Raw genomic sequence first — 12870 nt, forward strand, 5'->3', positions numbered from 1 at the left:
GGTTATACATCCGGCCTGTTGTGCAGGCACTCCTGTTTCTTTGTATGCCTTACAGCCGTTCTCCCGCCGGAACGGCATCAAGGCTCGGCAGGAAAAAATACCGAAGCGCGAAGCGTGAGGATGATTTTTTCCCCGCCGACCCGAAGGGCCCGGCCTTGCGCTCCGGTGGGGGACGACTACCTTTGCCTCAAAGAAACGGGGGGTCGTGTCCTTCTGAAAAATCATCTGCCCCCGTTACATCCTCCGGAATGAAGATTTTGACATGTAGTCATATCATCCGACATGAAACATTATGTCAGGAGATGACATGTGCGGACAGGTCCATTGTAATACGATTTTTCCTGCCTTTATTTGCAACGGGGCAACAATTGGGAACGGTGCGGAACTGCCTGATATGGTGATACCGGCACCACAAGCGACCGTTTCTCCGGATGGTATGAATTTGGAGTATCAATATAAAATCGGAATGTGATGGAAATCGTATGTTTTGAAAGGAAGGCGTTCGAGGAATTTGCCATGAAGATCGAACAGTTCATACAGAGGGTGGAGGAAATTCCCCATCTGAATCTGAAAGGCGTGAAGGGGACGGGCGGCTGGCTCGACCACCAGGATGTCTGCATGAAGCTGAAAATCAGCAAGCGCACCTTGCGGAATAACGGCACGCTCGCCTATACCAAGATAGGCAACCGTACCTATTACCTGCCGGAAGACGTGGAGCGTATCGACCGGCTGTCGGTGATGATTGACGGCATCTCCAGAGATGGCGGGATTCCGCTAAAAGAAGACGTGTACCTGTGCGACAAGGAGGTGGCGTGTATGTTAAAAGTCATCCGCAGGACACTGGGCGAGTACCGGAGCAACGGCACGCTGCCTTACTACATTCTCGGCGGCAAGGTCTTGTACAAGAGGAGCGAGATCAAGCAGGGGTTGAACCGGGAATACAAGGGTGTAGGCAAGACGCGGGGAAGCGGATGAAGATTATATTTCCCTTTCTATTACGCACATGTGCAGGCTGCGGGTGTTAAGTCCGCATAAGGCTGGACGTTTCGTGCGCCAGCCATAGACTGTTTCTTTGAGGTGAGGGAGTTTGCCGTCTGGAAAAAAGAACCTCTTTTGGGACTTTGTCACAAAGTCGTCCCCTGCCTGGTACCAGGCTGTAATTCCTGTATGTGATCCTTTTCTGACTGTTCCCATCGGATCGGTCGTTTCTGCTGTACACGTTATCTTGCCCCCTGACCTTGCCTCCTGTCGGAAAGTACGGGCTATCTTGAATCGCAGCAGACACGACCGTAACAGTATGTTTCAATCCTGCCTGATTTTTTTAACTTAATAGTAAAGAGGCTGTACCACCTTTGTGACCGGATATGAAACCGGGAATTTGTTTTTGACGGTTGCTGAAAAGAAAGATCAAAGGTGTTTTGCATGTTCCGTAAAAATCGTACCTTTACATAAAGTGAGTTGTATATCAACGCAATTGATGCAAGCATGTAGAAACCATATTCTTAGCGGATTATGTGATTCTTCCCCAAATAATAAATATAGATATATGAGTGGGAGGAAATAAAAGTTTTCTTCCTACTTTCATTTCTGACATATATTTTCAAATGTGACGAAAGAGGCGGCAAGCGGGTGAGGGCAAAGGTATAAAAAAACAAACTTCTGAAAAATTTATTATGCGGACTAACGAAAAATAATGTATCATCCCCATATAGATTTACTAGCGATCCCGTATAAGGAGCTTACACCCATCAAAGCTTGTTCTTGTTAAGACAAATAAAAAAAGGAACAATATTGTTCCTTTTTAAGTACACCCTCAGGGATTCGAACCCTGGACCCACTGATTAAGAGTCAGTTGCTCTACCAACTGAGCTAAGAGTGCATTCCTTATTTCTTGTTTGCGGGTGCAAAAGTAGTCCTTTTATTTTATTCGTGCAAACAAAACGGGGTATTTTTTGCGATGAAATGGGATTTTTTATTCAAACTCGTATAAATCAGAAGGAGTAGTACGCTTCAAAGCACACAACTGTACATCCTTTCCTACGATAATTCCTTTTTCCCTTAATTTCCATTCCACTGTTTTATATGCCAATTCAGGATGATTGTTGTCCTTGCTCAAATGGCAAAGCCAAATATACTGTAAATGTTCCGTCATATTTTCCGAAAGAAATTCAGCAGTAGCAATATTACTCATGTGTCCGGTGCGGCTGGTAATCCGTTCTTTCAGGTATTGGGGGTAGGTACCCATGCGTAACATTTCCTCATCGTAGTTGGCTTCCAATATCAGATAATTGGCCTTTCTGATATATTCTGCGGCCGTAGGAGTAATTTCACCAAGGTCTGTAAGAAAAGCAAACACTTTTCCGTCTATCTCAATGCAATAGCCCACATTGTCCGTGCCATCATGAGGTACCTCGAAAGATTCGATATGAAAATCTTCCAACTGCATGGGTTGCTGCTTTTCCAGGTAACGGACAGACGAATATAACTTTTCTGTCATGCAATAGCTCCGGTTGATGCCCTCATGAATCCGGGCGGTTGTATAAATAGGAATATTCAGTTTTTCACCCAATCCGCCTACTGCTTTGATATGGTCCGCATGATCATGCGTAACAAATACCGCACGTATCATTTCCATGCTGATACCTGCTTCTTTCAGTCCTTTTTTTATCGTCCGTACTGCAATGCCGGCGTCGATGAGTATTCCATATTTTTCTGTGCCTATATAATAACAGTTGCCGCTGCTTCCACTGGCAAGGCTTATAAATTTTACTTTCATCCTAATCTCCTTAATTACAAAAAAGCCGTCGCTTTAAAAAAAAGTGACGGCAAATATACAAAAAGTATGCAATATATAAACCTTATGCCTTCTTCTTTTTGTCGATGAATTCGGTAGTTTTGGCAAAAACGAATAATGCTATTGCTGCAACCAATCCTATAGCAGCGAAATAATACCAGATATAATGTGCATTGACACTGGCTGCTTCCCACGCTTCGCGGGTTTCAAACAAGACTGGATCAGGACAATATTTTGTCAGAAGCACCCCCGCAATACCAAACCCGAAAATAGAAGAGAGGAATGAATGAAGATGACTGAAACCGAGGTACATACCTTCTTCACCTTTGGGGGCCTGCAAAGAAAAGTACTCCAGATAACGCGGTGAGATAAAACATTCTGCCAAAGCTTGCACAACAATACCAAGCACCATCATTAAAGTAATATTGCTCATGCCGGAAATAATATCGTTGCCCAGCAAATTACCGCATGCCATCAGCAATGCCGATACCGGAATAAGAAACATGCCTATATTCATAGAAGTAATAGCTGTGCGCTTTGCCATCCACCGGGTGATAAAACTTACGCAGCAAACCACTACAAACGGGTTTACATTGGCTATCCACCCCGGTTTGGCTGTTTCACCCGCCATACGGATGACATATTTGGGCATAGTTGCATAGAGCTGTTGCTGCACCATCCAAAAGCCGGTTACGATGAGGATAAGAATCAACAAACGCCAATTAGTGATAATACGCAGAAAACCTTGCCCAATTTCACGCATGCTTTTCCCCTCACCTGCTGTATGTGCCGATTTATACAATAAGACGACAGCCAATAATGCAAGCACCGTCATGGCAGCCGAGAAGTAATTAATATAAATATAAGCCTGCTCACCGATAACATTCCGTAGAGGATCGACCACCGTTTTTCCGGTAAAAGCTCCTATATTCACCATCATATAGAAGATGGAATAGCCGCGAGCACGGGTAGCCTCTGTTGTTTCCTTAGCCACCGATCCCGATATGATAGACTTGATGAACGAGCCTCCTACCATGATAACAAACAATACGGGGATAATCATCCAACGGTCATTACTATCCGGCAATCCGGAAAAACGGGTTGTCTCACCATACTCCACCAGACCGGCTGCTTCCAGTAGGGTGGGAAGCAATCCCAAGCCCAAATACCCGATGGAAAGCAGTGAAAAAGCAATAATCATCGACTTTCGGAAACCTATCTTATCGGCATATGCGCCCGTAAAGATGGGCAACAAATAGAGCCCTCCCGAAAACAGACCGGAAATCATGCTTGACTCAAAATCATTGAAACCTAAAATATTGGAAAGATAAATGGTAAGAACTATAAATACAGCATAATATGCCATGCGTTCGAACAGTTCTACTGTACTGCTTACCCAAAAAGCTCTGCTGAAGCCTTTGGAAGCGGGTTGGGGTGATGTCATCATCCTTTTGTACGATTAAAATTTATGTATTAAATGAAAAAATAAGTGCAAAAATACGGAATTAATATCGTGTTTGCAAGATATTAATTTTCTGCAAACACAATATTAATAAGTTGCAGACAAGATATTAACTTCCCATTTATCACTATTTATATTTTCATTTATATAGAATACTCCGTATCTTTGGGCGCTTTTATAAAAACGACCATTCATGAAAGATAAAATCGAATTCATAGCTTTTGATGCTGATGACACACTGTGGGAAAGCGAACTTTATATTCAGGAGTTCGAGCACAAATTCTGTAACCTTTTAAGACAATATCTACCTGCTTCATCCATATCACAAAGGTTTTTTGAAACAGAAATGAAGAATCTCCATATGTATGGCTATGGGCTGAAGAGCATAATGCTCAGTATGACTGAAACCATCTGCAAAGTGACAGACGGAAACGGGAGTATACGTCTTATAGAAGAAGTAATAGGATGGGGACAAGAGCTTCTGCAGAAACCGGTCACACTGCTGGAAGGCGTAAAGGAGACTATATCGTCACTTCATGGGAAATATAAATTGGTGTTGGCCACTAAGGGGGACTTGTTCGACCAGAAAAGAAAAATAGAAGCTTCCGGACTGCGAGAATATTTCCATCATATCGAAATTATGAGTGACAAGAAAATCGATGATTACCAGAGGCTGATTGATACATTGGGCTGTCCGCCTGAAAAACTCCTGATGGTAGGTAATTCTGTAAAATCAGACATACTTCCGGTATTGGAACTTGGGGGATACGCTGCCCATATACCATACCACGTGACTTGGGCATACGAGCAACATGAAGGGGAAATACGACATCCCAATTTTATACGATTGGATAGTATCAAAGGAATATTAGATAAGCTATAAGTTATGGGTGAAACTGCATAACTTATAGCTTACTATTGCTTTTTAGAATTGGAAGAAATTCTTAGCGTTATAATAGCTGATATCTTCAATCATCTGGTTTACGCGTTCCATCTCGGAAATAGGAATTTCACCATTTTCTACATCACGGCCTACAAGATTACACAATGTACGGCGGAAATATTCATGACGCGGATAGGAGAGGAAAGAACGGGAATCGGTCAGCATACCAACAAATCGACTCAATAAGCCCAGTACAGAAAGGGCATTCATCTGTTTTTCCATACCATCCTTCTGGTCAAGGAACCACCAACCGGAACCGAATTGAATCTTACCGGCAACCGTACCATCCTGGAAGTTGCCCAGCATAGTAGCAATGACTTCGTTGGCGCATGGATTCAAATTATAAAGAATAGTCTTGGTCAGCTTACCATTGGAGTTTAAGCGATCGAGAAATTTAGCCATAGCTTTTGCTGTAGTAAATTCGCCAATGGAATCAAAACCGGTATCAGGACCTAACAGTTTGAACATCTTACTATTGTTGTTGCGAATAGCACCATAATGGAACTGTTGTGTCCAACCTTTCTCCCAATCCATTTCGCCAAATATAACCAGCATGGCTGACTTGAACTTCAGGATTTCCTCCTTCGTCAGTTCTGCACCGCCATATACCTTATTAAAGATGGCCTTGATTTCAGCTTCCGTGTAATCCTCGGCATAGAATTCTTCAATTCCGTGGTCAGACAGTTTACATCCTTGTTCCGCGAAAAAATCGTGACGCTTACGCAAGGCAGCAACCATATCGTCAAAGCTGGAAATAGCCACATCGCTCACTTCGGCTAACTTTTCTATATATGCGCGAAAATCGGCAGGAATTTCCACCGCCATTGCCTTATCCGGACGCCAAGTAGGCAACATCTTGATTTCAAAGCCGCTCTCACGTGTCTTGATATGGTATTCCAAGGAATCAATAGGATCATCTGTAGTACAAACCACTTCCACATGATAACGGCGCATCATGCCACGGGCGGAATATCCAGGCTGTTTCAGCTTCTCATTACATTCATCATAAATTTCACGGGCCGTATGAGGATTCAGAATTTTATCGATTCCAAAAGCGGTCTTCAATTCAAGGTGGGTCCAGTGGTACAACGGATTACGGAAAGTATAAGGTACCGTTTCGGCCCACTTCTCAAACTTTTCCCAATCTGTAGTATCCTTACCGGTACAGAAACGTTCGTCCACACCATTGGTACGCATCGCACGCCACTTGTAGTGGTCACCTCCCAACCAAATCTCAGTCAACGACTTAAACTGGTAATCTTCTGCCACCATTTGGGGAATCAGGTGACAGTGATAGTCGATAATCGGCATCTTCGCCGCATGCTCGTGGTACAACCTCTGTGCTGTTTCCGTTTGCAGCAGGAAGTTCCCGTCCATAAAGTTCTTCATCTTCTTGTGTTTTAAGTGTATAAAAATATTACTTTTCGTCTATTATACCTATATAGTATTGATTGTAAAGCTAATAGGTGATATATCTATTTTTAGTTTTATTAACCGTTATCGAACACAAAAGTAGAAATTTTACTTGGAGGAACAAAATAATTCGTATCTTTGCGGCGAATATTTATAATATTTAAGCTTCAGATGTCTCACCTTTACCGCCTTAGGCAGCATACCTCAAGATGGAAAACAAGAACTATACCATTAAAGACATCGCACGCATGGCCGGCGTCTCTGCCGGCACTGTAGACCGCGTACTGCACAACCGCGGAGACGTATCCGTTTCCAGTAGAGAAAAAGTCCAGAAAGTACTCGACGAGATAGATTATCATCCCAATATGTTTGCCATCGGGCTGGCGGCTAAAAAGCGCTATCATATTGTCTGCATTATACCTTATTATATAGAACATGATTATTGGCATGCTGTAGCAGCGGGAATTGACCGTGCCGCACAAGAATTACGGCCGTTCAATGTTGGAGTTAGCTATCTCTACTATCGGCATGCGGACAAATCCTCCTATAAAGAAGCATGTGCTGTGCTCCGGGAGGAAAATGCCGACGCCGTACTTGTTGCCCCGAATTTCCGAGAGGAGACTATAGAACTCACTACTTATTTGGAGGAAGCGGATATTCCCTATGCATTCATAGACTTCAATATTGAACAGACGCATGCCTTGTGTTATATCGGACAAGATTCCAAAACCAGCGGATACATTGCTGCCAAGATTCTGATGCGTAGCTATGAAAAAGGGCAGGAGCTTGTGTTATTCCTGAACAATCAGAAAAACAATCCGGCAGAAATCCAGATGCAACGCCGCCTCGAGGGGTTCATGCAATACCTTTCCGAGGAACATAAGGATTTGACTATCCATGACATTGTGTTGCGCAAGGAAGATACTGACGGCAACAGACGAATGTTGGATGCTTTTTTTAAAGAACATCCCCAAGCCGTACTGGGAGCTGTTTTTAACTCCCGTATTTATCAGGTGGCAAGTTATCTACACGAAAAGGGGCAGAAGTTGGCAGGACTTGTGGGATATGACCTTTTACACAAAAATACAGAGTTCCTGAAAACCGGTGAAGTAACCTTTCTCATCGGTCAACGCCCAGGCCTGCAAGGCTATTGTGGCGTGAAGACTTTATGCGACCACGTGATATTTAAAAGACCGGTCACTGCAGTGAAATACATGCCCATCGACATATTGATGAAGGAAAACATAGACTTTTACTTTGAGTTTGAATAATCAAAAAATTACATATCAACCATTTAAATCATTTTTTAAATGAAAGCATTAAACAAAGAAACTGCTCCCAAAGCACAACGCCCGGAACGCATTATCCAGTTTGGCGAAGGTAATTTCCTTCGTGCATTTGTGGATTGGATTATTTATAACATGAATCAAAAGACCAATTTCAACAGCAATGTGGTAGTGGTCCAACCCATTGATAAAGGTATGGTTGACATGCTGAATGCCCAGGATGACCTTTATCATGTAAATCTGCAAGGTCTGGATAAAGGAGAAACCATCAACAGTCTGACTATGATAGATGTAATCAGCCGTGCCTTAAACCCCTATACTCAAAACGACGAGTTCATGAAATTGGCCGAACAACCGGAGATGCGTTTTGTCATTTCCAACACGACGGAAGCTGGTATAGCCTTTGACCCTGCTTGTAAGCTGACAGATGCACCGGCGTCTTCTTATCCGGGCAAACTGACACAGCTGTTGTATCACCGCTTCAAGACATTCAACGGCGACAAGAGCAAAGGACTGATTATCTTCCCCTGCGAACTCATCTTCCTGAATGGCCACAAGTTGAAGGAGACAATCTATCAATACATTGAATTATGGCAATTGGGTGATGAGTTCAGAGCTTGGTTTGAGGAAGCCTGCGGTGTGTATGCAACACTGGTGGACCGTATCGTTCCAGGATTCCCCCGCAAAGACATTGCCGCTATAAAAGAAAAGATACAGTACGATGACAATCTGGTAGTGCAGGCTGAAATTTTCCATTTATGGGTCATCGAGGCTCCGCAAGAAGTCGCCAAAGAATTCCCTGCCGACAAAGCCGGACTGAATGTATTGTTTGTTCCTTCTGAAGAACCTTACCACGAAAGAAAAGTAACTTTGCTGAATGGACCTCATACCGTATTGTCTCCAGTAGCCTATCTGTCGGAGGTAAATATTGTACGCGATGCCTGCCAGCATCCTATAATCGGACAATACATCCATAAAGTGATGTTTGACGAGCTGATGGAAACGTTGAACCTGCCAAAAAACGAATTGAAAAAGTTTGCAGAAGATGTATTGGAGCGCTTCAACAATCCGTTTGTTGACCATGCCGTAACCAGTATTATGCTGAACTCTTTCCCTAAATACCAAACCCGTGACCTTCCTGGCCTAAAAACCTACTTGAAACGTAAAGGAGAACTGCCGAAAGGTCTGGTATTGGGACTGGCTGCCATCATCACGTACTACAAAGGAGGTACCCGCGCAGACGGCACAGAAATCATCCCGAATGATGCTCCCGAAATCATGCAGTTATTGAAAGACCTTTGGGCAACGGGGGATACCCGCAAAGTGTCAGAAGGCGTATTGGCAGCCAAAGACCTTATCTGGGGGGAACACGGAGACTTGAATACCGTTCCAGGATTGACAGACATGATTACCTGCTTCTTAAAATCCATCCAAGAAAAAGGCATGCAGGAAACAGTAAAAGGTATTCTTTAATTCCTATGATTTTAAACAAGCAGACCGTACAAAAGGAGTTTTTATACGGTCTGCTTTATTTATACCACATTTGATGGGAAATAATTAAGCCACAGTTTTCTTTTTTGTCTAAAGGCTTTCCTGCTCTGCTGCCCGCAATATAAAAGTAGTGGCACCAATAGTTACAATGGCTCCATCCTCAATGCGAATACGGTCTTTGTCACCCAAAATTTCATTATTAAGGAAAGTTCCCGTCAGGCTGGGAGCATCGCGTAAGGTATAAATCAACACTCCCTGCTTATTACGCTTTACATTAATGATACAGTGACGCCGGTCCATACTCATATCCGAAGTCTCAATCGGCACATCGATAACATTCCCCACGCAACGCCGGCCTATGATATTGTCACCTTCTTGCAATGGAAGTACCTGCTTAAAACCAAACACGTTCTCAATGACCGTGATGCTGCCAAAAGCCTCTTTAAACTCCGCTTCATCCGGACATTCTTCCTTTTGAGGGGCTTTCATCTTTGATTTGCCTAAACGGATACTGAACTGCTTCTTACACTGGTCACATACAAAGACCAGTGATTGGCCTTCGGTATACTTGGTTTCATCGAATGTTAAGTAATTCTCACATTTGGGGCAACGGATACGCTTCATGATAGTTAAAAATTAAAGAATTAAAAAATAAAGCAAGGGTAGATTACTTTCTACTTCTTTAATACCCAAGCGTTCTTATACGTTTCATTTTGGCGAACTCTGTTCAATGCCTGATATGCTTCTGTTTCTGTGCCACAAGACTCAATGCTGACACGCATTTTACCATCTCCAACGATTGCTTTTGCATGAGGATAACCTTTTTCAATCAGTTGCTTTGCCATTGCTTCGGCATCCTTCTCAGTACCTACACTGGCAATGATGATGTGGTATTTCTTTGCAGAGACAAGTGACGGAGCAACAGTCCCTGCCGTTGTCTTTTGAACTTCGCTCTTTATTGTTGCAGATGCTGAAGAGGACACTTCTGCCGCCTGCTGCTTAGGCTGAGAAACAACCGGAGCATTCTGCGCGTTAGCTTGGCCCACCTTAACCTCTCTTACGGCAACCGGAACCACCTTTTTCTTTGCCTTCTGCCCCGTGTTTTTTTGAGCCGACGTTTTCGGAGTGTCGGCCTTCCGGCTAACAACAATCGGATTAATGGCAAGGGATTCCTTTTCTATCATCTCAAAAAGTTCATTCGGAAGTAATTGCGCATAATTTCCTTCAACCACTTCCGTATTCTCTATCGGTGTAGACAAAAAGAAAAACAAGGCAACCACTGCAATCATGGCAACCGCATTCGACAAATAGGAACGGTTGAATTTAATCTCAACCCTTCGCTTTTTGTCTTCCAGCACAACTGGAACAGAATAACGGATGGTCTTTTCCATGTACGGTTTCTTCAGTTCCGCCAGTTCCTGCATTTCAAAACTATCCAGCCCATATAAGTAAGGAGTGGTTATCTTGTGGTCATAGGGAGCAAAGTCATAAATACCATGAATGGAGTAACGCAATTCGCCAATGTTGGGCAAATCCACCTTACCGTCTTCATGGAGAGCAGTGAATATATATGCCACTTCTTTTTCTACAATCCGCGTAGCATCAGAAAAATCAGTATCATAGACAGCCATATAAGATTGTACAAGTAAGCCGTCATTCATCTTCAGTTGAGGATTGAAACCGATAATACGAGTAGGGGGCAGAAAAACATTCTCTTCTGCTACTCTCATTGCCGGAGTATAATGGGCTACAAATCCTCCCAAACCGGGAACAATGACACAATCGTTCTCCAATAACAATACTTCTATGTGCTGTGCTAATTCAATCATGCCACAAAAGTAGCGGAAATATCGGATATACGCTAGTTTCAGAGCTTTTTTCTTATCAACAAATTATGAACACTGCACATTGAAAATGCATTAAAAAAGGTTTTTGGGCAAGAGAAAGGATTTTTACCGGAAAATTTTCTACTTTTGTATCGTTTAGCTATGCTTATCAATAATAGAAGGACAATTGACCTCGCAAGAGTATACAAACCTAAACACTTAACAAAAGACTATTATGCGCATTATCTTCTGTCTGATGGTTTTCTTGTTCATAGGAAAAAACACGATGCTGGCACAACAACTGTCCTCATTCGTAGAATATGGAACAACCCTGCATACCGGTGACAACACCCCTCTTTGGCAGGTCAGCAACCAGCAAGGACTCACTTCGCTTGACAACAATACTTACATACGTGGAGGAATATCCTACAGACACCAACTCGGAAAATGGAAGTTTGAAGAAGTTGTGGATTTGGTTGCAGCAGCCGGATTCAGTACTACCTCTTTCATTGTACAGCAGGCTTACGTAGACATCCGCTACAAGTGGTTCGGATTCTTCGCTGGAAGCCGGGAACAGAATTCTCCATTGCTGAATCAAGAGCTAAGCAGTGGCGGCATGACTTGGTCGGGCAATGCGCGTCCCATCCCACAAGTACAGATAGGCATACCCGAATATGTACAGTTGCTGCCCCGTTTAGGTCTGAAAGGAGAAATCTCGTACGGATGGTTTACAGACAACAAATACCAACGGGAACAAGTCGGAGAAAAATACTGGTATACCAAGAGCATCAAATACCATCATAAAGAAGGGTTTCTGCGTATCGGTATACCCAAAGGAAAATGGCAACTAGAACTCGGGGTGACCCTCGACACCCAATTTGGTGGATATAAAATTGGAGGTTCCGAATCGGGGGACTTGGGAAACGGATGGAAGGATTATATACGCGTATTCTTCCCCGGCCACGGGAGTGAGGACGGACCGGTAGGTGAACATCTGGCTTTCCAAGGCAATTTTCTGGGCAGCGAATATATCAAAATGACTTATCGTCCTAAGGAAGATTTCTCTATCAGCGCCTATCTGGACAATCATTTTGATGACTTCTCCGCCATGGCCAAACTCAACGGTTGGGATGGCTTATGGGGTGTGGAATATAAATCCAACCATAAACAAGCCATCAACGGAATCGTTATCGAATATCTCCAGACTACCAATATGAGCGGTCCTCTGCACGGTTTGCAAAATTCTGTAGTAGGTAAGACCGGAGGAGCCGACAACTACTACAACAACGGTTACTACCCAGGATGGGCACATTGGGGCATGGCGATAGCCAATCCGTTGATAGCATCGCCTATCTATAATAAGGATGGCGATATGAGTTTCAAGTACAATCGTGTTAAGGCCCTGCATCTGGGATGGAGCGGTGACATCAGCAGTGAGTGGAGATATGTAGCAAAATTGTCTCACAACAGAACTTGGGGAACTCCTCATCGTCCAATACCCGATATATTAGAAAATTTTTCTACTTTTGCATCGTTTTACTATACTCCCCGTAAATGGAAGGGCTGGTGCTTCAACGCGTCCCTTGCATTGGATATGGGAGAGATATATGGAGACAATTTTGGAGTCCAACTAAAAGTACATAAAATATTTTAAG

The 12870-nt window shown here is 43.3% G+C and carries 10 protein-coding genes, 1 tRNA gene and 1 pseudogene; 6 read left to right on the forward strand and 6 right to left on the reverse strand.

Translation table 11 applies throughout. The features are described from left to right. Window positions 1-471 precede the first annotated feature (471 nt). A pseudogene (locus H1A11_RS19070) lies at window positions 472-723 on the forward strand (helix-turn-helix domain-containing protein); the annotation flags it as partial. Continuing rightward, on the forward strand, window positions 700-975 hold the full coding sequence (locus tag H1A11_RS19725) for a helix-turn-helix domain-containing protein (RefSeq protein WP_370528736.1): 276 nt from the start codon (window positions 700-702) through the stop codon (window positions 973-975). The pseudogene H1A11_RS19070 and the gene H1A11_RS19725, both read left to right, overlap by 24 nt. 831 nt (window positions 976-1806) lie before the next feature. On the opposite strand, the gene H1A11_RS06925 is transcribed toward H1A11_RS19725, so the two are convergent. The 3 genes from H1A11_RS06925 to H1A11_RS06935 form a co-directional block, all read right to left on the reverse strand. Further along, window positions 1807-1879, reverse strand: a tRNA-Lys gene (locus tag H1A11_RS06925). A 93-nt stretch (window positions 1880-1972) separates the two neighbouring features. Further along, a complete protein-coding gene (locus tag H1A11_RS06930; protein WP_022402436.1) occupies window positions 1973-2776 on the reverse strand; it encodes an MBL fold metallo-hydrolase in 804 nt (267 codons plus the stop codon). 82 nt (window positions 2777-2858) lie between these two features. Continuing rightward, window positions 2859-4241 carry an MFS transporter gene (locus tag H1A11_RS06935; RefSeq protein ID WP_005825496.1) on the reverse strand — a complete coding sequence of 461 codons (1383 nt, stop codon included), beginning with the start codon at window positions 4239-4241 and terminating at the stop codon, window positions 2859-2861. A 208-nt stretch (window positions 4242-4449) separates the two neighbouring features. Between H1A11_RS06935 and H1A11_RS06940 the strand changes: the two genes are divergently transcribed. After that, window positions 4450-5139: an HAD family hydrolase gene (locus H1A11_RS06940; protein WP_117599641.1), complete on the forward strand. Its 690-nt coding sequence runs from the start codon at window positions 4450-4452 to the stop codon at window positions 5137-5139. Window positions 5140-5181: 42 nt separating this feature from the next. Here the strand turns inward: H1A11_RS06940 and uxaC are convergent, their stop codons facing one another. After that, window positions 5182-6588, reverse strand: coding sequence for a glucuronate isomerase (gene uxaC / locus H1A11_RS06945; RefSeq protein WP_117599642.1), 1407 nt, complete (start codon window positions 6586-6588; stop codon window positions 5182-5184). 233 nt (window positions 6589-6821) lie between these two features. On the opposite strand from uxaC, the gene H1A11_RS06950 reads away from it, so the two are divergent. Then, window positions 6822-7883 carry a substrate-binding domain-containing protein gene (locus tag H1A11_RS06950; protein ID WP_181757938.1) on the forward strand — a complete coding sequence of 354 codons (1062 nt, stop codon included), beginning with the start codon at window positions 6822-6824 and terminating at the stop codon, window positions 7881-7883. Between the two features lie 39 nt (window positions 7884-7922). Further along, complete coding sequence (locus H1A11_RS06955; protein WP_181757939.1) at window positions 7923-9371, forward strand: tagaturonate reductase; 1449 nt, start codon at window positions 7923-7925, stop codon at window positions 9369-9371. Window positions 9372-9479: 108 nt separating this feature from the next. Here H1A11_RS06955 and H1A11_RS06960 read toward each other — a convergent pair whose 3' ends face one another. Both H1A11_RS06960 and H1A11_RS06965 read right to left on the reverse strand, forming a co-directional pair. Beyond that, window positions 9480-10013, reverse strand: a complete 534-nt coding sequence (locus H1A11_RS06960) for an FHA domain-containing protein (RefSeq protein ID WP_119962316.1) — start codon at window positions 10011-10013, stop codon at window positions 9480-9482. 50 nt (window positions 10014-10063) lie between these two features. Then, window positions 10064-11218, reverse strand: coding sequence for an SPOR domain-containing protein (locus H1A11_RS06965; protein ID WP_181757940.1), 1155 nt, complete (start codon window positions 11216-11218; stop codon window positions 10064-10066). Window positions 11219-11450: 232 nt separating this feature from the next. On the opposite strand from H1A11_RS06965, the gene H1A11_RS06970 reads away from it, so the two are divergent. Continuing rightward, window positions 11451-12869, forward strand: coding sequence for a capsule assembly Wzi family protein (locus tag H1A11_RS06970; RefSeq protein ID WP_117964590.1), 1419 nt, complete (start codon window positions 11451-11453; stop codon window positions 12867-12869). Window position 12870: the final 1 nt, after the last annotated feature.

The organism is Bacteroides sp. CACC 737 (assembly GCF_013874375.1).
GTDB classification, from domain to species: domain Bacteria; phylum Bacteroidota; class Bacteroidia; order Bacteroidales; family Bacteroidaceae; genus Bacteroides; species Bacteroides uniformis.